Annotated in this window: 18 protein-coding genes, 1 tRNA gene and 1 pseudogene; 13 read left to right on the top strand and 7 right to left on the bottom strand. The window is 62.6% G+C overall.

Going from position 1 to position 23,639, the window contains the following annotated elements; translation table 11 throughout:
- The first annotated feature begins 100 nt into the window (after window positions 1-100).
- The 5 genes from HMPREF2760_RS11645 to HMPREF2760_RS11625 all read left to right on the top strand — a co-directional run bounded on the left by HMPREF2760_RS11645 (window position 101) and on the right by HMPREF2760_RS11625 (window position 6,210).
- Entirely contained in the window at window positions 101-853 is a 753-nt protein-coding gene (locus HMPREF2760_RS11645; RefSeq protein WP_070520676.1) for a M23 family metallopeptidase, read from the top strand.
- A 252-nt stretch (window positions 854-1,105) separates the two neighbouring features.
- Window positions 1,106-1,657, top strand: coding sequence for a PadR family transcriptional regulator (locus HMPREF2760_RS11640; protein ID WP_070520673.1), 552 nt, complete (start codon window positions 1,106-1,108; stop codon window positions 1,655-1,657).
- Window positions 1,654-2,370, top strand: coding sequence for an ABC transporter ATP-binding protein (locus HMPREF2760_RS11635; RefSeq protein ID WP_070520666.1), 717 nt, complete (start codon window positions 1,654-1,656; stop codon window positions 2,368-2,370). The genes HMPREF2760_RS11640 and HMPREF2760_RS11635 overlap by 4 nt, the downstream gene beginning before the upstream one ends.
- Window position 2,371: 1 nt before the next feature.
- Window positions 2,372-5,068: an FtsX-like permease family protein gene (locus HMPREF2760_RS11630; RefSeq protein WP_070597470.1), complete on the top strand. Its 2,697-nt coding sequence runs from the start codon at window positions 2,372-2,374 to the stop codon at window positions 5,066-5,068.
- Between the two features lie 386 nt (window positions 5,069-5,454).
- Window positions 5,455-6,210 carry a M23 family metallopeptidase gene (locus HMPREF2760_RS11625; protein WP_070520656.1) on the top strand — a complete coding sequence of 252 codons (756 nt, stop codon included), beginning with the start codon at window positions 5,455-5,457 and terminating at the stop codon, window positions 6,208-6,210.
- 4 nt (window positions 6,211-6,214) lie between these two features.
- Here the strand turns inward: HMPREF2760_RS11625 and pcrA are convergent, their stop codons facing one another.
- On the bottom strand, window positions 6,215-8,740 hold the full coding sequence (pcrA, locus tag HMPREF2760_RS11620) for a DNA helicase PcrA (RefSeq protein ID WP_070520652.1): 2,526 nt from the start codon (window positions 8,738-8,740) through the stop codon (window positions 6,215-6,217).
- Window positions 8,741-8,861: 121 nt separating this feature from the next.
- On the opposite strand from pcrA, the gene HMPREF2760_RS11615 reads away from it, so the two are divergent.
- From HMPREF2760_RS11615 to pgi, 3 genes are all read left to right on the top strand, one after another.
- A complete protein-coding gene (locus HMPREF2760_RS11615; RefSeq protein ID WP_070520647.1) occupies window positions 8,862-9,224 on the top strand; it encodes a chorismate mutase in 363 nt (120 codons plus the stop codon).
- 68 nt (window positions 9,225-9,292) lie between these two features.
- Window positions 9,293-10,195 carry a chymotrypsin family serine protease gene (locus HMPREF2760_RS11610; RefSeq protein WP_070520642.1) on the top strand — a complete coding sequence of 301 codons (903 nt, stop codon included), beginning with the start codon at window positions 9,293-9,295 and terminating at the stop codon, window positions 10,193-10,195.
- 101 nt (window positions 10,196-10,296) lie between these two features.
- Complete coding sequence (pgi, locus tag HMPREF2760_RS11605; RefSeq protein WP_070520639.1) at window positions 10,297-11,931, top strand: glucose-6-phosphate isomerase; 1,635 nt, start codon at window positions 10,297-10,299, stop codon at window positions 11,929-11,931.
- A 134-nt stretch (window positions 11,932-12,065) separates the two neighbouring features.
- Here pgi and HMPREF2760_RS11600 read toward each other — a convergent pair whose 3' ends face one another.
- The 5 genes from HMPREF2760_RS11600 to HMPREF2760_RS11580 form a co-directional block, all read right to left on the bottom strand.
- Window positions 12,066-13,133, bottom strand: coding sequence for an HNH endonuclease signature motif containing protein (locus HMPREF2760_RS11600; RefSeq protein ID WP_070597468.1), 1,068 nt, complete (start codon window positions 13,131-13,133; stop codon window positions 12,066-12,068).
- Window positions 13,134-13,185: 52 nt separating this feature from the next.
- Window positions 13,186-13,599: a YccF domain-containing protein gene (locus HMPREF2760_RS11595; protein ID WP_046646988.1), complete on the bottom strand. Its 414-nt coding sequence runs from the start codon at window positions 13,597-13,599 to the stop codon at window positions 13,186-13,188.
- A 10-nt stretch (window positions 13,600-13,609) separates the two neighbouring features.
- Window positions 13,610-14,431, bottom strand: coding sequence for a DNA-formamidopyrimidine glycosylase family protein (locus HMPREF2760_RS11590; RefSeq protein WP_070597465.1), 822 nt, complete (start codon window positions 14,429-14,431; stop codon window positions 13,610-13,612).
- Window positions 14,432-14,458: 27 nt separating this feature from the next.
- Window positions 14,459-15,727 (bottom strand): alpha-hydroxy acid oxidase, encoded by a 1,269-nt coding sequence (locus tag HMPREF2760_RS11585; RefSeq protein ID WP_070597464.1) that lies wholly within the window; start codon window positions 15,725-15,727, stop codon window positions 14,459-14,461.
- Window positions 15,728-15,814: 87 nt separating this feature from the next.
- Window positions 15,815-20,758 carry an Lhr family ATP-dependent helicase gene (locus tag HMPREF2760_RS11580; protein WP_070597463.1) on the bottom strand — a complete coding sequence of 1,648 codons (4,944 nt, stop codon included), beginning with the start codon at window positions 20,756-20,758 and terminating at the stop codon, window positions 15,815-15,817.
- 34 nt (window positions 20,759-20,792) lie between these two features.
- Between HMPREF2760_RS11580 and HMPREF2760_RS11575 the strand changes: the two genes are divergently transcribed.
- The 5 genes from HMPREF2760_RS11575 to HMPREF2760_RS11555 all read left to right on the top strand — a co-directional run bounded on the left by HMPREF2760_RS11575 (window position 20,793) and on the right by HMPREF2760_RS11555 (window position 23,375).
- Window positions 20,793-21,551 (top strand): 3'(2'),5'-bisphosphate nucleotidase CysQ, encoded by a 759-nt coding sequence (locus HMPREF2760_RS11575; protein ID WP_198530301.1) that lies wholly within the window; start codon window positions 20,793-20,795, stop codon window positions 21,549-21,551.
- A 35-nt stretch (window positions 21,552-21,586) separates the two neighbouring features.
- The gene (locus tag HMPREF2760_RS11570; RefSeq protein ID WP_070597462.1) at window positions 21,587-22,393 is read left to right on the top strand and encodes a thymidylate synthase; all 807 of its coding nucleotides are present in this window, start codon (window positions 21,587-21,589) and stop codon (window positions 22,391-22,393) included.
- Window positions 22,393-22,938: a dihydrofolate reductase gene (locus tag HMPREF2760_RS11565; RefSeq protein WP_070520619.1), complete on the top strand. Its 546-nt coding sequence runs from the start codon at window positions 22,393-22,395 to the stop codon at window positions 22,936-22,938. Before HMPREF2760_RS11570 ends, HMPREF2760_RS11565 begins: the two co-directional genes overlap by 1 nt.
- On the top strand, window positions 22,938-23,231 hold the full coding sequence (locus HMPREF2760_RS11560) for a mycoredoxin (protein ID WP_010187687.1): 294 nt from the start codon (window positions 22,938-22,940) through the stop codon (window positions 23,229-23,231). The genes HMPREF2760_RS11565 and HMPREF2760_RS11560 overlap by 1 nt, the downstream gene beginning before the upstream one ends.
- 71 nt (window positions 23,232-23,302) lie before the next feature.
- Window positions 23,303-23,375, top strand: a tRNA-Arg gene (locus HMPREF2760_RS11555).
- Window positions 23,376-23,458: 83 nt separating this feature from the next.
- Here HMPREF2760_RS11555 and HMPREF2760_RS12645 read toward each other — a convergent pair.
- Window positions 23,459-23,639, bottom strand: a pseudogene (locus HMPREF2760_RS12645) (hypothetical protein); the annotation flags it as partial.

The following is a 23,639-nucleotide window of genomic DNA, read 5'->3' as shown; positions in this document are numbered from 1 at the left end:
CTCGTTGGTAACAGGAAGGTCACAATCGGATAACCAACCAGATTTAGACGTAACGATTATTTTGGTTGGACGATAGTGAATTAAGACGGAAGAAGAGTTCATGCGAAGCAAGACTCAGCGAAGCGCAGGTCGCCACCGCAAAATCACCACCTCGCAGACCGCAAAGGGACGCCTGGCGGTTATGACCATCGCGGCTGGTGCCGTATCTACCGCAGGCGTTGGCGGTGCCGCAGCTGGCACCATTCAATCCGCCGGCACCGGCGAGACCAAGGCGCAGTCCATCGATTACACCTTGCAGGCAGACACCGATCCGCTCAAGGACGCACAGGCCGCCGTCGAGGACGCAGCACCGCAGATCCTCTCCATCGCGGAAACCAAGCCGGTCGCTGACCTGTCCACGCAGCTGGATAAGGCCATTCAGGCCGCTGATGCCCGCGCCGCCGCCGATGAGGCAAACCGCGCGCCTTCCGTAGCCCGCCCGGCAGAAGGTACCTTCACCTCGGGCTTCGGCCCCCGCTGGGGCTCCTTCCACTCCGGCATCGACATCGCTAATGCCGTGGGCACCCCGATCCTTTCCGTTATGGATGGAACCGTCATCGATTCCGGCCCGGCTTCCGGCTACGGCCAGTGGATCCGCATCAAGCACGATGACGGCTCCATGAGCGTTTACGGCCACATGCAGACCCTTGACGTCGCTGTTGGCGAGCGCGTCCACGCTGGCCAGAAGATCGCCGGCATGGGTTCTCTCGGCTTCTCTACTGGCTCCCACCTGCACTTCGAAATTCACCCCACCGGTGAAGGTGCCGTGGACCCGGTTCCGTGGCTCGCAGAGCGCGGCATCGACGTCGCTTAAAACTCACGCGACCAAACCTTCCAACACCACGTAGGCGGCATAGAGCGAATCTGCTCTATGCCGTCTTTTGCGTATTTCACCCCACTCACCGATGGTCAGGCGCGTAGGGTCGCGCGCCACCTCGCGGGACACCGGGCGGGGGTAAACACCACTCTCCGTTCCGGAACCTCTTGCCAAGCCGATAGTTACCCGGTAACTTACCGGGTATGCACCTAACTAATCCTCCCCTTGTCCTCCGCGCAGGAGGTGACCATGTCCGTCAAACACTCCGTTCTTGCGCTGCTCAGTGATCAACCTTCCACAGCCAGCCACATCAAGACCCGCTTTGCGGAGACCTTCGACAACCTCTGGCCGCTCAACATGGGCCAAGTAGCCCAAACCCTAAGCCGCTTAGAGCGCGATGGGCTCATCGCCACCGACGGCGAGCTCACCGGCCCCACCGGGCGCCGCGCCACCAGCTACGCCATCACCCCTGACGGGCGCGCAGAGCTCTCGCAATGGTGGAAGTCCACCTTGCACAGTGACGCCATCGAACGCGATGAGCTCGTGCTCAAAGTGTCCCTTGCCGCTCGGCGCTCCGACGTCGACGTTATCGCCGTCCTTGACGCCCAGCGTTTCGCCACCGTTCGCCAGCTCCGCGAACTCAACCGCCGAGCCTCGGAATTGCCTGCGGAGCGCAGCGCCCAGCGCTTGGCCGTGGAGCGCCAAATCTTCGACTTGGAATCTCTCTCACGTTGGCTCGACCGCGTGGAATCTCTGACCAACCCGACCACCCCCACCGCCGCCGAGGAGGAACCGCGATGACCCCCGACTCCGTGCCCACCACCCAGCACATTCCTTTCCCGCTCGAACTCGAAAACATCACCTGTATCTTCGGCAGCGGCGCTCGCCAGGTCACCGCGCTGGATTCCGTCAACCTGCAGCTACAACCGGGCGAGTTGGTAGCCGTCATGGGCCCCTCCGGCTCCGGCAAATCCACCCTGCTCAACGTCGCAGGACTGTTGCAACCGCCGACATCGGGACGCGTGCTTCTCGACGGCGCCGATGCCTCCCAGCTCTCCAAAGCCAAGGCCGCAATTGCCCGACGCCGCCACTTGGGCCTCGTGTTTCAGCACTTCAACCTGGTTTCTTCCCTGACCGTTGGTGAAAACGTTTCCCTTCCCCTTGAACTCGATGGCCTATCGCCTGCGCAGTGCCGTGAGGCAGCAGAGGAAGCGCTGAGCGAGGTCGGCCTCGACGGCACCATTGACCGCTTCCCCGAGGAAATCTCCGGTGGTCAGGCCCAGCGCGTGGCGATTGCCCGCGCGCTCATTGGACCGCGCAAAGTTCTGCTCGCGGATGAGCCCACCGGTGCCTTGGATACCTCGACGGGCGAGGAGATCATGAAGGTTCTACGCGCGCGTATCGACGCCGGTGCTTCCGGCATTCTGGTCACCCACGAGCCGCGTTTCGCGGGCTGGGCCGACCGCGTCGTTATGGTTCGCGACGGGCGCCTCACCGGCGAGGAGGTGCGCTAATATGTCCGGCATTAATGCCGCTACCCGCCCGACGAGGCGTGATCTCAAGCTTCATCCATGGCGCACTCTGGCCGCCGTGATGCTCATTGCCTTGCCGGTGGCCCTAGTCATCGGAATTGCGCTCTTTGATAATTCCTCCGGACGGCTCTCCGCAGCCTTGAGCTCGCCCGATCGGTCCCTTCAGGTGAGCAACGAGCGTCAGGACATTGCCAACGAAGACGTTCCCCGCCTGGCCGCCCAGGTGCTGCCAAAAGGCCTCAGCGTCAGCCCGGTCACCACTTTTTCTAGCACGTCACTTATCCATAATGGGAAGTCAACCAACTCCTGGGTAGATCAGTTCGACACAGAGAATCCGCCGGAACCGGCACAGGAGGCCGTCGATAAATTCAACCTTGGCCCCAACCAGGCAGTTCTGTCGCGTTCGACCGCACGCAAGATCGACGCCTCCGTCGGAGACGTCATCACCGTGCGCACCAACGCCCTCAGCGGCGATCGCCAAGCCACAGTCGCGGCCATTGCTCCCGAAAACTATGACTTTGTCACCTCCCCCACCCTCAATGACGCTCTCAGCGACCCGTCCTTTCAGATACGCACCTCCTGGGTCATCGTGGGTGACACGCCGCTGACCAAAGAGGACGCCGACCGCGCCCATGAAGCTGGGCTGGAAATCTGGGCACCGGAGCTGCGAGATACGGACCGACCCGATTCTGAGTCGGATTCCTTTGGTGGAATCCTGAGCAGCATTCTTTTCGTGCTTTTCTTCTTCGGCCTCTACGCCATCGCCGGATTGCTCATCCTTTTCCTTCTCGCGCCCGTCTTCACGCTGGCTACCGGACGCAATACGCGCCTGTACGCGCTGATGTCGAGCCAGGGTGCATTACCACGCCACATCATGTTCGCAGTGATGGCCTATGGCCTGCTGATGGGACTAATCGGCGCCACCATCGGTGGGATCGTTGGCCTCACGGTCTCGTGGGTGTGGTGGACAGCCCGCTATCCGGACTTTGCTGCACGCCTGCCCTTCCTAGCGATTGCTCTCGCGTGGCTCGTGGCGGTGGCAGGCTGTGTCATTGTCTCCATCGTTCCCGCATGGTTGGCACAACGTGGTGCCCTCTCCGCTGCAATCCAGGGAGCCTCTCCCGACCGCCTGCTGCGCTTTAGGAAGTGGATGGCCATCGGCCCTGCATTCCTTCTTCTGCTCGTACTATTCAGCTTCACTCCCTGGGGAGAGTACATCCCCACGGTGCTGGCTCTCTTCGGAGTCATCGCGGTTGCCGCGTCTGCCCCGGCCTTGGTCTTCCTGTGCTCCCTGTTGTCTCGCCGAGGCCCACTCGCATTGCGCCTTGCCGGGCGCGGCCTTACCCGGCGCAGCATGCATGCCTTGCCGACGTCCATCGCTCTCGTATCGGTCTCCTTCACAGCCTCCCTGTTTGGTGTAGGCGTCATGACCGATAGCGCAAAGAGCGTAGCCGAAGAAGCGCTTGTTATGCCGGAGACCACAGCGCTGATTGAGGAGACGACGTTTGACCAACCTACGCAGGCTTCTACGCCGGAAGAACGCGCAGCGGTAAAGGCCATCCAGCAGGCTACCGGTGCTCGCACACACTCCTTCTATGCTTTCCCCTCGTGGACCACGTCTTTTAGCCTTCCTGACGATGGTGAATTCTATGAGCTCAGCACCGAATTTGACTACCAGTGCTCACAGGTCGATCTCAGCAAACCGGTTGAGAGGGCAGTCTTCGTGGACAACCAAGGGCGGCGCACCGATGAGTCCGAGGAGGCCCGCCAAGAGTGCGCGCACGAGTTGATGACGACCTTCCCTTATAGCCCGTTGATCTATCAAAGCAGGATGATCCAAGCTGATTCCTCGCAGCTCGAGCTGTGGCAGTTCGACTCGGAAGAGGATCGACGTGCGGCGGCACAAACATTGGAGGCCGGCGGCATCGTGCTCCCCCACAGCAGCCACGTCGGGGACAAGACACACGGCACGGTAACCGTAAAGACGTATAACCGCGTCGACAGTCAAGAGCCAAGCGGAGCCCACAACGCCGATCTGCCAGTTGTTGAGGCCTTGCCTACCGTGGATCGTGACGTGGTCCTGATTAGCCAGCAGGCCGCTCAAAAGCTGAACATGAAGCCCTTCTACGTAGGCCAGGCCCTGGCGTTGGATGAGGCGCCGAGCGAAGCAGAGCGAGAGGAGCTGCGAGACCTAACAGCGAGCGCTTCGCAGTCGCGATACTCACTGGAGTTCGGTGTCTCCTCCCCCGAGAGCTTCCGCTACTACCTCGGCCTAGGAATGGGAATCATCTGCCTCATCGTGCTCGCGCTCATCATCGCCAATGCGGCTAACACCATGCGCCATGAAAGCACCGTGCTGCAGTCGATTGGCGCGCACCCCTCGCTGATGTCCAAGGTAGCCGCGTGGCAAACCTGGATAGTGGCCACCGCAAGCATGCTCTTCGGAGTGATCGCGGGACACCTTGGCACGTTCCTCTTCACTGATAGGTCCGCCTTCACCTTCTCTGAACCCCCACATGGCCTGCGCCCGCAGGACTACTTCACCCCGGATTGGTGGCAGTTCCTCGCCGTGCTTGTTGTGCCGCTCATAGCCGCCGCTATAGCGGCCGCGGTCAATCGCAGCGATAAGACAGCCCCGCTCACCGCACGGGATCGCAGCGAGTCGCGTTCGTTGACCTAGCCTTCGTGGCCCACCGTTCCCCGACCGAGCCTTCGGCCGGGGAACAACTCTTTTCACACCCCCAACCCCTACCCCCATTCTTTAAACCTTCACTTTACCCCTGTAACAATTTTCACTTCTTTCACACACGTAACACGCTGGGCTGTTCGATAGTTTTTCGAACAATTCCTGTATTTACCTGCATTTTTGCGCATTGCGCAGGGTGATAGCACGGGATAGTTTGTATCTCGTTGCCACGGAAGCTCAGCACACGGCCGAAACCGCACCGGCGTGTCGCAGACTTCGAGGCACAACGCGGCTGATATGGCCGCATCCTATCGCTCACAGGCTTTCCGCCGGCTACGACGGCGGAAGCGAGCCACCGCAGGACTTAAGGACGTGAAGTAATGAAGCGCACGCTCAGCGCACTCGCCGCCATGGCGGTCACCACCGCCACCGTGACGGCCCCAGCGTTCGCTGCCGAACCGGCAGCAAGCGTGGATGTCTCCGACGGGTCCAGCCAGGGCCCGACTGCCGACGACGTCGAAGTCAAGGAAGACTCCAAGGCCGACCTCTTCAAAGCATTCTCCGGGCTGCTCGTTTCGACGGCCGGGGCCCTCAACGGGGCATCCACTCCAGAGATCAACTCCACGCAGGACGGCCTCGATATCGTCCTCGACCCCTCCAGCATTCCCGGACTCGCTGAAGCCTTCGCGCCGCAAGGCGATCACTCCGGCCTCACCCCTACCCGCAGCCAGGACGCAAACGGTAACACCGTGGTCTTTCCGACCTCCGGAACCTTCACCTCCGGCTTCGGACCGCGTTGGGGTTCCTTCCACAATGGCATCGACGTGGCGAACCCAATCGGTACGCCCATCTACGCCGTCATGGATGGAGAGGTCATCTCCTCCGGCGCAGCCCAGGGCTTCGGCAACTGGATCCGCATCCAGCACGACGACGGCACCATCACCGTCTACGGCCACATGCCCAGCGACCAGCTGCTGGTCGACGTCGGCGACCGCGTCGAGGCCGGCGACCAAATCTCCGTCATCGGCAACGAGGGCCACTCCACCGGCCCGCACCTGCACTTCGAGGTTCACCCGGGCGGCGGCGCAGCCGTTGACCCGGTGGAGTGGTTCAGCGAGCGCGGCATCCACATCTAAAGCCTTAGAGCTTTTCCATCGGCACACCACCGATGAGCATGAGGCGGACCTTGCCTGCTGAGCCGAAGTCCACGGTGACTGTCGCCCGCGCGCCGGTACCGGAGGCTTCGATGACCGTGCCTAGCCCGTATTTTGCGTGGTTGACACGGTCCCCCACAACTAAATTGAGATGGTTATTCTTCGGCATTGATGTCGCCGAAGCTGGCTTGCGCGAGCGCTGCGAAGGGGAAGACGCAGCGCTCCGCGAGCCATAGCCGCCGCCACGGGAACGGAAGAACCCGCTATCTGAGCCGAAGGTTCGCCCGTATTGGTAGGAATCATCTCCGCCCCACGCACTGGACAGCGAGCTGTCCGGTTCTTCACGGCGCCAGTCGATGAGGTCCTCAGGGACCTCGGCGAGGAAGCGGCTGGCCGGGTTCGTCACCGGGTTGCCCCAAGACGAGCGGAGAATCGCACGCGTGAGGTAGAGCTGTTCCCTAGCACGCGTAATGCCCACGTAGGCAAGGCGGCGCTCCTCACTGAGCTCCTTCGGGTCTCCCAGGGAGCGCATGTGCGGGAATTGGCCATCCTCCCAACCGGTGAGGAAAACGACGGGAAACTCAAGGCCCTTCGCGGTGTGCAGGGTCATCAACGTTACTACCCCGGACTCATGATCTGGAATCTGGTCCGCATCAGCCACGAGCGAAACCTTTTCGAGGAACGCTTGAAGCGAGCCCGGCGCGGCTTCGCCTTCCGAAAGCTCCGGGGCTGCCTCTGCGTCCGCGCCCATAAAGGCCATTTCATTGGCGGCTTCAGAGCTGAACTCGCGGGCCACCGATACCAACTCGTTGAGGTTGTCTAGGCGTGCCCCATCCTGCGGGTCATTGGAGTTTTCCAGCTCCGCGCGGTAGCCGGTGGCGTCCAAAAGCGCGTTGAGCAGCTCCCCCAAATCCGGCTGGCCCGTCACCTCATTGACCATGCCCGGAATCTGTGCGCGCACGCCGTCCATCATCTCGTTGAATTTGGTGACGGCATTGACCGCCCGCGTGCCAAGGCCTGCGACCTTTCCTTCGGCCGCATCACGGAGAGCCGCCCCAAAACTAACGCCAAGGTTCTCCGCATGTAGAGCGATTTGCGCCTGCGCCTTGTCACCGATGGCGCGTTTTGGCACGTTGATGATGCGGCGCAAGCTCACCGTGTCATCCGGATTATCCATAATGCGCAGGTAAGCCACCATGTCCCGGATCTCGCGGCGCTCGTAGAAGCGCGTGCCGCCAACCACCTTGTACGGGATACCCGAGCGCACGAAGATATCTTCCAACGCGCGGGAGGCGTTATTGGTGCGGTACATCACCGCAATATCGGAATACGCCGTGCCTTTATCCGCCAGGGAATCAATTTCCGAGGCGATATACCGCGCCTCGTCGTGCTCGTTATCCGCCACATACCCGACGATCTTGTCGCCTTCGCCGTGGGCGGTCCACAGATTCTTCTCGCGGCGGCCCTCATTCTTCGCAATCACCGCATTCGCCGCGTTCAGGATGGTCTGGGTCGAACGGTAGTTTTGTTCAAGCAGAATCGTGTGCGCTTGCGGGTAGTCCCGCTCGAACTCCTGGATATTCCTGATGGTGGCTCCGCGGAAGGCATAGATCGACTGATCAGAATCACCCACCACACAAAGTTCCGGGGCATCCGGCGGCAGCTCGCCCCTGCCCACCAAGGCCGAAACGAGCGCGTACTGCGCGTGGTTGGTGTCCTGGTATTCGTCGATAAGCACATGCTTAAAGCGGCGGCGATAAAACTCCACCACCTGTGGGTGCTGGTTAAAGATGCGCACCACTTCCCCGATGAGGTCGTCGAAATCCACCGCGTTCGCGGCGCGCAGGCGGCGCTGATACTCCTCGTACACGCTCGCCACAGTGAGCTCAAAAGGATTCTTCGTCCGCTCTGCCTCCGCCCGGGCCCGCTCCGGGGAAATGAGCTCATTCTTGCGGTTCGAGATCTGGTTAGCCAAAACACGCGCAGAGTACTTCTTCAGGTCCAGCTGCATGTCTTTGGCAATCATGGTGAGCAGCCGGCGCGCATCATCGCCGTCATAAATGGTGAAGTTCGTGTTCAACCCCGGCACCAGCTGAGCATTGTTGCGCAGGATGCGCACGCAGATGGAGTGGAAGGTTGACACCCACATCCGCTCCGCCACGGGGCCGACAAGCTGGCCGACGCGCTCCTTCATCTCCGCGGCTGCCTTGTTGGTAAAGGTAATGGCGAGGATCTGCCACGGCGCTACCCCACGCTCGCGCATGAGATAGGCAATGCGACGGGTCAACACCGCGGTCTTTCCCGAGCCCGCGCCGGCCACAATGAGCAACGGCGAGCCCGAATGTGTCACGGCCTCCTCCTGTTGCGGGTTTAAACCTTCCAGCAGAAGATCATTTCCCTGGCTGGAAGGGGCATCCGCGTTGTGCCCGGACGCGGGAAACAGGCCACCGGCGGAGGTGTCGGCGGAAGGATCAGACGAAGAACGAGGCCTAAACGGAGAAGTGTTGTTCATAATGCTCTCCAACCTACTAGCACCACCGGACATTGCCGTCCACGCCGCTTCTTATCGACGAATACCGACGTCACGGCACGCGATTCCCGTTTGTCTTAACGTGGTGGCACAATCTTCACTCATGAGCGCTTCACATCCTGACACCGCAGATTCGGGCTTAACCCCCGAGCACCAAGACCCCAACGTCGTGGACAACGGCCTCGACATCCGCATGCCCTCGGGCACGGATGACCCGCTCAGCGATGCTGAAATCCAACGCTACCGCGAGGAGATCAACCGCCTCGACCGCGTGATCCTCGACGCTATTAAGCGCCGCACCGATATTTCCCGCACGATTGGTAAGACGCGCATGAGCTCGGGCGGTACCCGTTTGGTACACACCCGCGAAATTGCCATCCTCAATGAGTTCCGCGACGAGCTTGGCGAGGAGGGCCCCGCGATTGCCTCTGCCCTGCTGCGGTTGGGGCGCGGCAAGCTCGGCTAATCTAGCACCAACTCGGACTAATCCCCAACGCACGCGCACCTGAAGTAGCGGTGTTTTAGGCTCTCAGCATGCATGTGTACTCTCGCTCCGCTGTAGTTCTCACCGCAGTTGCCACTGCCTTAGTGTTGACCGCCTGCGGCAGCTTTTCTTCACCTGAGACCTCAAATTCCGCTACTCCACTCGACCATCCCTCCGTCAGCGACTCCGAACGCAGACAAGGTTCCGGAGCATCCGGAACAATGCAAGGCTCCGAAGAGGTCCTCGACGGCGATGCGCTCTGGGTTAACTCCACTGAAATCCCCCATGCAGAGCTGCTTGAGCCCCGCAATAACTTGTACAACGCACTAAAAGCCGACTACTACATGGACGTGGGAGTATTGACGCCGGGTGCGGCTATCTATAACCGCACGAATGATGGCCGGTGCTCTACCGGTCATTTCGCCGGCGATGGGCAGCGCCTCTTTATCCTTACCGCCGGACACTGCGGGGACAAGGGCGACAGCTTCTACTATGAAGATCGCTCCGGCAGCGAGGTAGAGATAGGCCAGATGGTAATGAAGGCCAGCAACACCAACACAGATAGCATCAACTCGGCCGACATTGCGCTGATCGAAGTGTCCAACCCCGACGCCGAAGTATCTACCTCACCGGCGCTCAATGCGCCTTTAGCCGGATGGATGAGCCTGGAAGAAATCACGCGAAAGAAGCCCACGTTGTGCTTTGCCGGTTCCACAGCAGGCATTGCCTGCGACCCTTTCATCGACCGATTCGGTGCTCAAGGGCTTTTCACCTTCGGCAGCTACAGCGATACCGGTGATAGCGGTGGTCCTGTCTACGCCTCCATCGACGGCAAACTATATGCAGCAGGAGTCGTGTCCTTTGGCGACTATTACGATTACTCCGGCTCCGAGACGGGCGCCATGGAGATCGCAAACACAATGAAGCAATTCGGCCTCAAGCTTTACGCCTAGCTCAACCCAGCGCAGCCTTCTGTCTCGGCACCGAAGAGATTTCTGGACTACGGTGGACACAGTAAGTTTCATGTCTGCTACCTGCCAGAAAGGCTTTTGCAATGGACATCACCGCTCAGCCGCAGTGGGCCGCGCTCACCTCGCTTTTTGAGAGCAAGAAGGACCTCAACCTGCGTGAGCTTTTTGCCAACTCCGCTTCCCGCGCCGCAGACTTTTCTTTCGATGCTGCGGGCCTGCACGTGGACCTGTCGAAGAACCTCATCGATGAGGAAGTCGTCACCGCTTTGGTGGATCTTGCCCGCGCCGCGGACGTCGAGGGCCGCCGCGACGCCATGTTCACCGGCGAGCACCTCAACAACACCGAGGACCGTGCTGTGCTGCACACCGCGCTGCGCCTGCCTGTGGAGAAGGACTTGAGCGTCGACGGCCAAGACGTTGCTGCCGACGTCCACGAGGTTCTGGGCCGCATGCGTGACTTCGCCACTGCACTACGCTCCGGTGCGTGGCTGGGGCATACGGGTCACACCATCAAGAAGGTCGTCAACATCGGCATCGGCGGCTCCGACTTGGGCCCCGCTATGGCTGCCAAGGCGCTGCGTTCCTACGAGGTAGCGGGTATCAGCGCGGAGTTCGTTTCTAACGTCGACCCGGCGGATCTCGCCGCGACTCTCGACGGCCTCGACGCCGGCTCCACCCTCTTCATTGTCGCTTCGAAGACCTTCACCACCCAGGAAACCCTGGCCAACGCTCACGCCGCACGCCGCTGGCTGATTGAGCAGTTTGATGGTGATGAGTCGGCCGTCGCCAAGCACTTCGTTGCCGTTTCCACCAACGCGGAGAAGGTCGCGGAGTTCGGCATCGACCCCCAGAACATGTTTGGCTTCTGGAACTGGGTGGGCGGCCGCTACTCCGTTGATTCCGCTATTGGCCTGTCCCTGATGTGCACCATCGGCCCACTAGACTTCATGCGCTTCCTCGAGGGCTTCCACGCCATGGACGAGCACTTCCGCACCGCGCCTCTGGAGCAGAACGTGCCGGTGCTCATGGGCCTGCTCGGTGTCTGGTACTCCAACTTCTTTGGCGCGCAGACCCACGCGGTGCTGCCTTACTCCGAGGACCTCGGCCGCTTCCCTGCCTACCTGCAGCAGCTGACTATGGAGTCCAACGGCAAATCCGTGCGCCGCGACGGCACCGCTGTCACCACCGGCACCGGTGAAATTTACTGGGGCGAGCCGGGCACCAATGGCCAGCACGCCTTCTTCCAGCTCATGCACCAAGGCACCCGCCTCATCCCGGCGGACTTCATCGGCTTTGCCCGCCCGAAGGAGGACTTCCCCACCGCAGACGGCACCGGTTCGATGCATGACCTGCTCATGGGTAACTTCTTCGCACAGACCAAGGTGCTGGCTTTTGGTAAGACGGCGGAAGAGATTGCCGCCGAGGGCGTGGACCCGGCCGTGGTCCCGCACAAGGTGATGCCGGGCAACCGCCCGTCCACCACGATCCTGGCGGAGGAGCTCACCCCGCAGGCCCTCGGCGCGCTCATCGCACTCTACGAGCACATCGTCTTCACCCAGGGCATCATCTGGGACATCAACTCCTTCGACCAATGGGGCGTGGAGCTGGGCAAGCAGCAGGCCAATGACCTGGCACCGGCAGTCTCCGGAAAGGAGGAGGCCGCATCCGGCGACGGCTCGACCGATGCTCTGATCGGTTGGTATCGCAACCACCGCTAAGCACTGCTTGGCGACGTCCCCCCCGGCCGAACGGTCGGGGGTTCACCCGTTTTTAGCGGGCAATCGACGTGCGGGATCGCCAAGGCCGCGGATGCCCTGTGGGCGTCCGCATGTCCTTTGTATTTCGTGTCGGTTTACCCGCCGGGCGGTCCGAGTCCGCGTTGCGCGGCTTGATATGCCACTTGAGCGGTGATTGGTTCTCCCCAGGGCGGGATGTAGTCCACACCGCCGCGAATCCTAAACACGTAGCCAGCACCTGTTGGTTTCTCTGGGTCGTCATCATTGACGCCGTTGTGATAGGCACACAACATTGTCAGATTCGGTGGATCGGTGGTACCTCCTGCTTTCCACGGCACTAGGTGATGCACCTGGGCATAATCAGCAGGCTTATTACAGCCCTTCCTGGCACAGGTGGGATGCTCGGCGCTGGCCATCATGCGCTGCTCAAACCCGGCTAAACGCTTCATCCGGTGCAGCCACACCGGCCCGATCGTGGGGTGGATGAGGGTTACGTAGCCGATCTCGGCGAACTTGTAGTTCAGAAACTCCGCGCCGGTCATCCGGCCGCCATTGGTTAGTTCGAGCACGATGTCATCGCCGTCGCTGCTCACAATCTTGTCGAGCTTGTCCAAGGTGACGACCACGCTGGTGAGCACCGCCGGTTTGGTTCCGCCGTGGGATTTATTGAAGAAGACGTGGCTGGCTGCTTCCAGCAGATTGCTCTGGTTGATGGATTCCAGCACGCCGCGCATCTCAGTGACGGTCAGAGGGTCATCAGTAATGGTCAGCGAGTGCGGCCCATCAGCACGGTAGGTCATGCGCACCCCAGGCGTAGGAATACGTTTGGGCTTGAGCTCCTTTAAGCGCTTTGCCGCCACGGCTGGGATGTTCGGCGCCGGTGTGCCGGCCAGCTTGACCCGTAGGTTCCAGGCATGCAGCTGGTTCTGCAGCTTCTTCGTGTAGGCCTCGATGAGGCTCAGCGTGGCCAGGTCATGGCCTTGTTCGGCGGCTCGGCTGCGGGCCGTGCGTTGCTTACCCGTGAACTTGGTGGCTCCGAAGTAGATGTAGTTTAAGCGCGCCATTTCGGCGGCGTCGGCAGATGAAGCGCCGAGTGCGCGTAATCGCTTCTCGCCTCCTACCGCTTGCTTCACCAGTGTGATCCCCGAGTTGCGGTAGGAGAAATAGGTTTCTAAATCCCCCATGACTCAGCACACTAAACCACTCTGAGCTACCCCGCAACCGGAGACAGAAACGCTAGAGCTTAATCATCGATTCCCAGCCAAAGGGGATGTGGTCAGAGTCCACGATCTTGCGGCCGAACGGGAAGCACGTCACCGGGATCATCTTCAGGTTGGCCAGAGCCACCGGGATGCCCACGATGGTCACGGCCTGCGCCGCTGCAGTGGTGACGTGGCCGATAGCCAACCACAGGCCAGCGACAAGGAACCAGACAGCGTTAGAGAACCGCGACATGCCACCGGTACCTTTGACCGGTTGAATGACGGAGCGCCCAAAGGGCCACAGCGCGAAATTCGCCATACGCATCGAGGCCACACCGGCAGGAATCGTCACGACGGGGATGCAGGCCAGGATGCCTAGGAGAAAGTAGCCCAGTGCGAGGACAAGGCCACCAGTTGCCAACCAGATGATGTTCAAAATGATCTTCATGCATCCCAGCCTAGCGACGCGGCTGGCAGTGTGGGCACCACCAGATGACGCGCTCCAACTCTCCTTCGTCGCCGCCGGCGTCCACGCCACCCAGCGTGGACTTCTCAATGAGCGTTCCGCAGCGCCGACAGCGCTGACGGTTGCGCCCAAAGACATAAGTTGTCTCCCCTGCCCTTTTCACGCCGGTGGTCACCCGTACCGGGGAATCGCGGTTGGCCCAGATGAGGCGACGGGAGATGATGAGGATCTGGGAGACGTCGACAAGCGCTACAGGTGTTGCTGGATGAACGCCGGCCAGGAAGCAGATCTCGGCGCGGTATTCGTTGCCCAAGCCCGCCACGTTGCGCTGGTCCAAGAGTGCGGCGCCGATGCTGCGTTGAGGGCGCGACTCGATGCGGCGAACGGCCTCCTCGAATCCGCCTTCTTCCCATTCTGGCGCGAGGATGTCGGGGCCTAGGTACGCCATGCGCTGCTCAAACTCGCGGGCTGGAAAGACCTCGACCAGCCCTAGCCAATGCCCTACCAACTCAATATCACGCGGGGTGTTCTCCATCTGCAGCACCACGCGTGCGCTGTGACCGGGCTTGCGCCAGCGGTCCCCGGCATAGTGGATGGCCCACGTGCCCTCCATCTTGAGGTGGGTATGCAGGATGAGCTCGCCGCCGAAATCCATGAAGAGGTGCTTGCCATAGGGCCAGACCTCCTCGCACACCAGCCCGTCGAAGCGCACGGTGGCATAGCGCGGCACGCGCAGGGAGGAGGAGGTCACGCGCCGGCCTTCCATGAACTGCAGCCGGTTCGACAGCTGCAGTACGGAATCACCCTCAGGCACAGCAGAACCTCCTCACCAAACGGGTGCCTACTCTACCGGCGTATCCTTTCCCGCACCGAATGCCAGCGCACCCGGCTCCCACGGGGTGACCACGTGATGGCGAGACAGGTCTTCGATCCTCTTCACGCCGAGCAGCTGGAGGGTGTTCTTGAACTCTTCCGCCAACAGCTCAATGACGCGGTCCACGCCTTCCTTGCCGCCGGCCATCAACCCGTAGAGGTAGGCACGGCCGATAAGGACGAAGTCCGCCCCCAGAGCCAGCGCAATAGCGATGTCGACGCCGGACATCACACCGGAGTCGTAGATGATTTCCACGTCGGGTCCCACCTCTGCGCGCACGGCCTCAAGGGCCTGGAGGGTGTTGACCACGCGGTCGAGCTGGCGCCCGCCGTGGGAGGAGACCACGATGCCATCGGCGCCAAGATCGATGACCTTGCGTGCATCTTCTGGGTTGACGATTCCCTTGACGAAGAGCTTGCCCGTCCACTGCTTGCGAATCCACGCCAGGTCCTCGAAGTTGAGGCCTGGATCAAACATGGTGTTGACCAGCTCGCCCAGGGTGCCCGTGGTCGAGGTCAACGACGCGAAGGTGACCGGGTCCGTGGTGAGGAAGTTGAACCACCACTCGGGGCGCCACGCGGCATCGAAGACCGTGCCGGCGGTCAGGTGCGGCGGGATGCGCATGCCGTTGCGGGTATCGCGCAGGCGCTGGCCCGCCACGGGCGTGTCCACGGTAACCACGAGGGTGTCATAACCGTTGGCAGCAGCACGCTCGATGAGTTCTTGGCAGGCAGAGTGGTCCTTCCACAGGTAGAGCTGGAACCAACGACGCCCGCTATTGCCTTGGGACGCCGCGACCTCCTCCACCGAGCGCGTACCCATCGTGGAGAGCGTGAACGGGATGCCTGCGTCGCGGGCGGCTTGGGAACCAGCGTCCTCGCCTTCGGCATGCATGAAGCGGGTAAAGCCGGTCGGCGCGATGCCGAAGGGCAATGCTGCCGGCTCGCCGGCGATCTCGGTGTTTAAGGAGATGTCGTGCGCGCCATTGAGCACGTTGGGCATGAGGCGAACGTCGCGGAAGAAATCGCGGGATTCGCGGTAGCTGACCTCATCGCGGGCTGCACCATCGACGTAGTCAAAGGCCGCCTTCGGGGTGCGGCGCTTGGCAATCTTGCGCAGATCCCACACATCAGCGGCCTCTGCCAGGCGTGCTGCCCGGCGGTCGAGGTTGGGTGCTTCGAACCGCATGAGGTTCTTGAGCTCGGACACGTTGGGCAGTTGGCGCTTCAGCCGCATGAAAACAAGACTCCTTTTCTATTGGGCTATCAGCTTTTGAGGTTAGACCCATGAAAAGCCCGTGGGCTAAATGAAGGTGAATATCATTCAGCGGCGTCGACGGCGCGGGCGGAAACCACCTAGGCTGCCCGGTGCAGTCGATGGGCCACCAGACTCAGTGGAATCCTCCGGATCATCGAAGGTGAGCTCCTCCATCGCCTCGACAGCACGGCGCCCACCGCGACGTGCGGGACGGTAAGACTCGGCGGAGCGCGCGGCTTCTCCAGATTGGCCGTGCTGTCCTGCACGGCCGGAAGAGGCGGTGTGGGCAGCCCCCGTAATCCGCACGCCCTTTGGAGTTAGTGCTGCGCCCAGTGCGCGCAGCTCGCCGCCGAGCTTTGAATCGAAGATGGGCCGCCCATTCGCCTTTTCAATAACCACCTTGTTCAAGCGCCCGGCGGCAACCAGCTCGTTGAGGCCTGCAAGCACTGCGGCTAGTACCTCGGTGCGCTCGATGCCCTCGGGCAGAGCGTTGAAGAACGTGGTCAGCGTCTTTCCCCCGCGGGTCAGGTGCGCCACCGGCAAGCCATCCATGAGCACCACCAAGGCACCCGCGGCGCGGGTCGGGCGGGCTGCGGATTCGCCGGCATCCGTAGTGGGCCACGACAGCGCCGCACCATAGGGGTTGGCCGGGTCGGTCGCGGCAAGGACATAGGCCTGCGGCTCGCGGGTGCCGGAGGGCCAGCCCGTAACATCGGGGGAATCATCCACGCCGCGCAGGCGATCAATGACCGCAGGCGTGGAGAACTGCGCGGCCCCCAAGCCTTCAATGACATAGCCGCGCATGGCCTTGCCGGATTCCTCGAAGCCGGAGAGCACTTTATAAGCCAGGGCGAAGCCACCCAGGACGTCCTCGGCCACCACGGATCCGCGGGTGAGCACGCCGTAGCGGTCCAACCAGGCCTCGCCGTGCGCGATGGAGCGCGACGTCGCATCCGTGGCGGCGGGCACGGACAGCGACCACCGCCCCACCACGTCTGGTGCGGCCTGCGCACCAGACACATTGAGCGATTGCGCAAAGGAAGTGCGCCCCATGCGCAGTCGCGAACGCGATGGTCTGCGCCGCGCGCGATGCGCCGCACGCCCAGCGGGACCGCCTGCGGCAAGGTGGGCCCGGATAGGAGCGAAGGAATCGGGGCTGACTAGGCCAGCCTCCACCAGTCCCCAGAGGGCCTCGCGAACCTCCTCGGGCGTACCGCTCAGCTGCGGTTGAATATCGGAGATAAGATAGCTGCCGCCGCCCTGTAAGGCCTCGAGCAGCTGGGTTTGCAGCATGGACAAGCCCACCTCCTCTGCAGAAACCTGCGGGGCGAGCTGTGCGGCATAGTCCGCCGGTAGCAGCATGATCCAGGGGTCGTTCGAGCCAGCCTTGCCCGCGCCCACGATAAGGACCTCGCCGCCGGTGGTCAGCTCATCGAGCATCGTCGGCGAATAGTCCCCTACACGCGCAGGCAAGATGAGGCTCTCCCAGGCAGAGGCTGGCAGGCGCACCCCGGCCAGCTGCTCGATGACCGCAAAGACGCCGTCCACCCCGCGCAGCACCGGGCGCCGGCCCACCGCCGCCACCTGCTGCCAGTCAGGGAGGAAACGCCCAAAGGCCGCAGGCGAAACCGGCTGCGTGGCCGCCCGCGCGGCCGCCAGCGAGCGCGATCGGATGACCTTGAGCACCTCCGCCGCGCAGTACTCCTGCTCCTCCACGCCCTGCCGGTAGTGCCCAGCCAGGATGGAGTCCAGCCCATTGAGCGTGGAATGCGTCACCGCGGCCGACAGGCCAAAGGCCTCCTGCACATCGCGCGCCACAAAGGGCCCGCGCGTGCGCGCCCAGCGGCTGACTAACTGATCCAGGGCGTCGGTAATCGTGGCCTGCTGGGCGGGGATGCCGGGCGGGACGGGGATGCCCAGGCCGTCGCGAAGCAGCGGCGCATCAAGCGCCTGGGCCACGTGCTCGCGGCCGTTGATGCGCACCCGCATGATCCGCGCACCGAGCGCATCGAGTGCACTCAATGGCACCGTGGCGTGCGCGCCGAACTCCTCGACCGGGATGGGGCCCAGCACGCGCAGCAGGTCCGCGACCTCCTCGGTGGTCCGCGCCTGGCGTTCTACAGTGGTGCGCTGCAGCTGGGCGTGGACTTCAGCAATAACTTCAGCGGAGAGAAGCTCGCGCAGCTCCACCGTGCCCAGAAGCTTCGCCAACAGCGCGGGGTCTAGGGCCAAGGCCGCCGCGCGCTTTTCCGCCAGGGGCGAGTCCCCCTCGTACATGAACGCGCCGGTGTAGTTAAACAGCAGCGAGGACGCGAAAGGTGAGGGCTGCTCCGTGGTGACCTCCGCGATGCGAATGCGGCGGTGCGCCAGCTCCCGCATGACCTCCGTCAACGCCGGCAGGTCATAGACATCCTGCACGCACTCGCGCACAGTCTCCAGGATGATGGGGAAAGAGGGGTAGTTGCGGGCGACGTCGAGAAGCTGCTCCGCGCGCTGGCGCTGCTGCCACAAGGGCGCGCGCTTGCCCGGGTTGCGCCGCGGCAGCAGGAGAGCTCGCGCCGCGCATTCCCTAAACCGGGAGGCAAAAAGCGCGGAGTTGCCCACCTGCTCGGTGACGGTGTCCGCGATCTCATCGGCGTCGAAAAGAAAGAGCGCGGCATCCGGATCCGCCTCGCCCTGCGGCAAGCGCAGCACGATGCCGTCATCGCCCGCCACGGCCTGTGCATCCATCCCGGTACGCTCCGCCACACGCTGTCCCACCGCCAGCGCCCACGCCGCATTCACCGGCCGGCCAAACGGGGTGTGCAACAGCACGCGCCAATCCCCCAGCTCGTCCGTGAAGCGCTCCAGCAGAAGTGTCTTCTCATCCGGGATGAGCCCGGTGGCCTCGTTCTGTTCCTGCAGGTAGGCGGCGATATTGCGCCGCGCGTTCTCATCCGCATACCGCACCACCGACGGGTCCGCGTGTGCCTCCCGCCGAAATGCGCCCAGCGCCTTGCCCAGCTCATAGGGCCGCCCAGCTTGGTCACCGTTCCAGAAAGGCAAACGCCCGGTGTGCCCCGGCGCAGGGCTAACGAGCACTTGGTCGCGCGTGATCTCCTCCACGCGCCAGCTCGTCGCGCCGAGGGTGAAAATATCTCCCACCCGGGTTTCATAGACCATTTCCTCATCGAGCTCACCCACGCGGCGCGGCGCGGAACCGGCCTCACCAGTACCCACCAGGAAGACGCCGAACATGCCGCGGTTCGGGATGGTGCCGCCGTTGGTCACCGCCACGCGCTGCGCGCCGGGGCGCGGGGTGAGGATGCCTGTCACGCGGTCATAGACCACACGGGGTTTGAGCTCTGCAAAATCCGTCGACGGGTACACGCCGCTGATCAGGTCCAGAACGGAGTCAAAAACCTCGCGCGCCAAATCCTTATAGGGCCAAGCGCGGCGCACGGTGTCGTACCAACTGTCGGCCTCGAGTCCCTCGCTCGTGCCCGCGCTTGCCGACGCCACCACCGCCGCTACCGTCTGCTGTGCCAAGACATCCAACGGGTTGCGCGGGGTGTGCATCTCCTCGATGAGGCCCTCCTCCATGCGGGCGACTGTGAGTGCTGATTGCACGAGGTCCGCGCGGTGCTTGGGATAGAAGGAACCATGGGAGACCGCGCCGACGGAGTGCCCGGCGCGGCCCACGCGCTGCAGACCAGAAGCCACCGAGGGTGGGGATTCCACCTGCACCACCAGCTCCACCGCGCCCATGTCGATGCCCAGCTCCAGGGAGCTCGTGGCCACAACGGCTTTGAGCGTGCCTTCCTTGAGCATCGTCTCCGTCAGCGCGCGCTCATCCTTGGACACCGAACCGTGGTGCGCGCGGGCAATAACGGCAGGTGCCTTCCCGGCAACGTCCACCTGTTTCATCAGCTGGGCTGGGTCGCGCCGGGTCGCTGGGCTCAAGGATTCCGGATCGTGCTCCTGGGCATAAAGCTCGTTGAACCGGCTAGTAAGCCGCTCGGCGGTGCGACGGGAATTAACAAAGACGAGCGTGGAGCGCTGCTCCATAATTTCGGCGTAGAGCTCTTCTTCGATGAAGGGCCAGATGGACTTCGCCGTGGGCAGGGCGGAGTCTCCTACCCCGCTCTCTTCCTTGCGTTGCGCGTTTACGCGCAACGCGTCTTGGGGGCCTTGGGTGATGCCCAGGGGGTCGTCGACAGTCGCCTCCCCGATGGGGGAACCCTGCTCCGGGGTGGGCAGGTCCGACATGTCCTCGACCGGCACGTGGACGTCGAGCTGCCAGCGCTTCTTTGCGGGCGGGGCGATGATATCCACGGGACGGTCGCCGCCCAAGAAGTTCGCGACAGCACTCAGCGGCCGCACCGTGGCGGAGAGCCCGATGCGCTGGAACTCCCCGGCGATGAGCCCGAGGCGCTCCAAAGTCAGCGCCAGGTGCACGCCGCGCTTGGTGCCGGCCAGCGCGTGGATCTCATCGATGATGACGGTATCCACGGTCTTCAGAATCCCCGCCGCTTTGGATGTGAGCATGAGGTAGGCCGACTCCGGCGTGGTGATGAGGATGTCCGGGGGCTTGCGCACCTGGCGGGCCCGCTCTGCCTGCGAGGTATCCCCCGAGCGCACGCCGACGGTAATATCCGGCACCTCCAGGCCCAGCCGCTCGGCGGTGCGGGCAATGCCGTTGAGCGGGGCACGCAGATTATTCTCAACGTCCACGCCCAAAGCCTTGAGCGGTGAGATATACAGCACTCTCACGCCATCATGAGCTCCCTCGCGGGAGGGTTCATTGCTCAGCGGCAGCGCGGTCTGGCCTTCGCGCTCCACCAAAGAATTCAGCGCCCACAGAAATGCCGCGAGCGTCTTACCAGAGCCGGTCGGTGCCACAACCAGCGCATTCGCACCACCGGAAATCGCCTCCCATGCCTGCTCTTGGACGGGGGTGGGGGCGGCGAAAACGTCCTGGAACCACCCGGCCACCTGTGGGCGAAACTTCGCCAGAACGTTTTTAGACATGCCCTACTGTATCGCGCGCGCTAATCTGGTCACTATGACCGTTGAGATTTCTGATTCCCGTCTAACCAACTCCCTCGCCGATGGCTGCGGCGAAATCCTCAAAGGCGTGCGCAACGGTGGCCTGCTGCGCGGCTTGGCGCTGGGTGATGCCGGCGATGAGGCCGCTCAGGAGTGGATCTCCCGCGTCCTTGAGCAGCACCGTCCCAAGGACGGCGTCCTGTCGGAAGAGGCTGCCGATGACTTGAGCCGTCTAAAGAAGGAACGCGTGTGGATCATCGACCCGCTCGACGGCACCAAGGAATTCGCTACCGGCCGCCAGGACTGGGCCGTCCACATCGCGCTGGTGGAAAACGGCACCCCCATCCACGCGGCCGTCGGCATGCCGGACATGGGCGTGACCTTTAAGTCCTCCGACGTGCGCGCGGTGACCGGCCCGCTGTCGAAGAAGTTTGTGGTTTCCCGCAACCGTCCGCCGAAGGTTGCGGATTACGTCGCGGAGAAGATGGGCTTTGAGACCGTCGGCGTGGGCTCCGCAGGTGCGAAGGCGATCCACGTGCTCTTGGGCGACTATGACGGCTACATCCATGCCGGCGGCCAGTACGAGTGGGACCAGGCCGCCCCGGTGGGCGTGGCTTTGGCCGCGGGCCTGCACTGCTCGCGCCTGGATGGCTCCCCGATCAAATTCAACAATGAGGACACCTTCATCCCGGATCTTTTGATCTGCCGCCCGGAGCTGGCAGAGGAGATTCTGGAACACGCCGCCGCCTACGCGGAGGCCAACGGCGGGTACTAACCCCACGCGCGTGGCACGGGCGCAAGAGCGCTATCATGGCGACCATGATTGAGACTCCGTACGAGGACCTCCTGCGCCGCGTCCTGGAAGAAGGCGCTCCCAAAGGCGACCGCACTGGCACCGGCACCCTCTCCCTGTTCGGTGCCCAGCTTCGCTATAACCTGGCGGAGTCTTTTCCCCTGCTGACCACCAAGAAGGTCTACTTCCACGGCGTGATTGGTGAGCTGCTGTGGTTCCTGCGCGGTGACTCCAACGTGAAGTGGCTCCAGGAAAACAAGGTCCGTATCTGGAACGAGTGGGCCGATGAGGACGGTGAGCTGGGCCCCGTCTACGGCGTGCAATGGCGCTCCTGGCCCACGCCGGATGGCCAGCACATCGATCAGATTCAGGTCGCGCTCGATACCCTGAAAAACAACCCGGATTCGCGCCGCAACTTGGTCTCCGCGTGGAATGTGTCTGAGCTGGACAAGATGGCGCTCATGCCCTGTCACTTGCTTTTCCAGCTCTACGTCGCCGACGGCAAACTCTCCATGCAGGTCTACCAACGCTCGGCGGACATGTTCCTCGGTGTCCCCTTCAACTTGGCCTCCTACGCGGCGCTGACTCACATGTTTGCGCAGCAAGCAGGTTTAGAGGTAGGCGAGCTCATCTGGACCGGTGGGGATTGCCACATCTACAACGACCACATCGAGCAGGTTAAGGAACAGCTCTCCCGCGAGCCCCGCGAGTACCCGCAGCTCAAGCTCCACAAGGCCGAAAGCCTCTTTGACTATGACTTCGATGATTTTGAGGTCATCGGCTACGACCCCCACCCCACCATCAAGGCGCAGGTGTCCGTTTAATGCTGGGCGCAATCTGGGCTCAATCCCTCGACGGGGTCATTGGTGACGGCGTGGTCATGCCCTGGCACGTGCCGGAGGACCTCAAGCACTTCAAAGAGGTCACCATGGGCGCGCCTGTCATCATGGGCCGCAAGACGTGGGAGTCCCTCAACCCCAAGTTCCGCCCGTTGCCAGGCCGGGAGAACATTGTGCTGTCCAGCCGTCAGCCGGGCGAATGGTCCGCGGGTGCCACCGTGGTGGACAACCTCGACGCCGCACTTGACGCCACGCTTGACGACGCCTGGATCATCGGCGGCGGCCAGCTCTACAGCTCCGCCCTCGACCGCGTGGATACAATCGAGCTCACCCTCATGGGTGTACAAGTCGGCGATGCCTACGGCGCAGATGCCGTCCTGGCCCCGAGCGTTCCGGAGGAATTCAGCCTATCTGCCGATAGTGACTGGCTGACCTCCGAATCAGGCCACCTCACCATTCCCGGCCAGCCGCCCAGCGAGCTGCCGATGAAATACCGTTTCCTCACCTACGACAGAAAGGCTGCTGCTTAATGAGCACCAACGTTGCCACTCCCGAAACCACTGAGCACGTCACCATCTTCTTCGCCGATTGGTGCCCGTTCTGTGCCAAGCTGATCAAAAACCTGGACCGCACCGAAACCCCATACGAGCTCGTCAACGTCGAAGCGGATTCCCCCGACACCGCCGACATCAACGCCTGGATCGAGTCCGTCAACGACGGCAACCGCATCGTGCCCACCGTCCTCTACTCCGACGGCACCCACGCCACCAACCCTTCCGCCAGCGAGGTCCGCGCCAAGTACGCGGAGCTGGCCGGCGAATAAACGAAAGGCGACGCATTTAACGCCGCCCCACGCGGGGCTGCTAGTCTTACCTAGGTGCGCAACGCACCCCCGCCCCAGTAGCTCAGGGGATAGAGCACGGCTCTCCTAAAGCCGGTGTCGGAAGTTCGAATCTTCTCTGGGGCACGCTGTGAAGTCTCGAGACATCGTTCCGGTCGGTGTCTCGAGATTTTTTAGTTGCCCCGACTGGGGTTGAGTTCGTTGTCTTTCTAGTTGTAGTAGATCTTTTCTTCGGTGAGTGTGTAGGCGGCGATTTGTGCCCCAGTGATGGCTATTTTGACGTCGACGTGGTTGTCGATGCAGACCATGGTGATTGGTTCCCCGCCCCATCTGCGTCCGATGTAGAGGCGGCGTAGTGGGGTTGCCCGCAAATCGTGGACACGTAGTGGA

The sequence above is a fragment of the Corynebacterium sp. HMSC065D07 genome, assembly GCF_001810695.1.
GTDB classification, from domain to species: Bacteria; Actinomycetota; Actinomycetes; order Mycobacteriales; family Mycobacteriaceae; genus Corynebacterium; species Corynebacterium hesseae.
The sequence above is the reverse complement of the archived record's forward strand: the minus strand, read 5'-3'. Positions and strand labels throughout refer to the sequence as shown.

Excerpts from the sequence above, each read along its gene's own strand:
- HMPREF2760_RS11645 (WP_070520676.1), top strand. The coding sequence starts at position 101 with ATGCGAAGCAAGACTCAGCGAAGCGCAGGTCGCCACCGCAAAATCACC.
- HMPREF2760_RS11640 (WP_070520673.1), top strand. The coding sequence starts at position 1,106 with ATGTCCGTCAAACACTCCGTTCTTGCGCTGCTCAGTGATCAACCTTCC.
- HMPREF2760_RS11635 (WP_070520666.1), top strand. The coding sequence starts at position 1,654 with ATGACCCCCGACTCCGTGCCCACCACCCAGCACATTCCTTTCCCGCTC.
- HMPREF2760_RS11630 (WP_070597470.1), top strand. The coding sequence starts at position 2,372 with ATGTCCGGCATTAATGCCGCTACCCGCCCGACGAGGCGTGATCTCAAG.
- HMPREF2760_RS11625 (WP_070520656.1), top strand. The coding sequence starts at position 5,455 with ATGAAGCGCACGCTCAGCGCACTCGCCGCCATGGCGGTCACCACCGCC.
- pcrA (WP_070520652.1), bottom strand. The coding sequence starts at position 8,740 with ATGAACAACACTTCTCCGTTTAGGCCTCGTTCTTCGTCTGATCCTTCC.
- HMPREF2760_RS11615 (WP_070520647.1), top strand. The coding sequence starts at position 8,862 with ATGAGCGCTTCACATCCTGACACCGCAGATTCGGGCTTAACCCCCGAG.
- HMPREF2760_RS11610 (WP_070520642.1), top strand. The coding sequence starts at position 9,293 with ATGCATGTGTACTCTCGCTCCGCTGTAGTTCTCACCGCAGTTGCCACT.
- pgi (WP_070520639.1), top strand. The coding sequence starts at position 10,297 with ATGGACATCACCGCTCAGCCGCAGTGGGCCGCGCTCACCTCGCTTTTT.
- HMPREF2760_RS11600 (WP_070597468.1), bottom strand. The coding sequence starts at position 13,133 with ATGGGGGATTTAGAAACCTATTTCTCCTACCGCAACTCGGGGATCACA.
- HMPREF2760_RS11595 (WP_046646988.1), bottom strand. The coding sequence starts at position 13,599 with ATGAAGATCATTTTGAACATCATCTGGTTGGCAACTGGTGGCCTTGTC.
- HMPREF2760_RS11585 (WP_070597464.1), bottom strand. The coding sequence starts at position 15,727 with ATGCGGCTGAAGCGCCAACTGCCCAACGTGTCCGAGCTCAAGAACCTC.
- HMPREF2760_RS11580 (WP_070597463.1), bottom strand. The coding sequence starts at position 20,758 with ATGTCTAAAAACGTTCTGGCGAAGTTTCGCCCACAGGTGGCCGGGTGG.
- HMPREF2760_RS11575 (WP_198530301.1), top strand. The coding sequence starts at position 20,793 with ATGACCGTTGAGATTTCTGATTCCCGTCTAACCAACTCCCTCGCCGAT.
- HMPREF2760_RS11570 (WP_070597462.1), top strand. The coding sequence starts at position 21,587 with ATGGCGACCATGATTGAGACTCCGTACGAGGACCTCCTGCGCCGCGTC.
- HMPREF2760_RS11565 (WP_070520619.1), top strand. The coding sequence starts at position 22,393 with ATGCTGGGCGCAATCTGGGCTCAATCCCTCGACGGGGTCATTGGTGAC.
- HMPREF2760_RS11560 (WP_010187687.1), top strand. The coding sequence starts at position 22,938 with ATGAGCACCAACGTTGCCACTCCCGAAACCACTGAGCACGTCACCATC.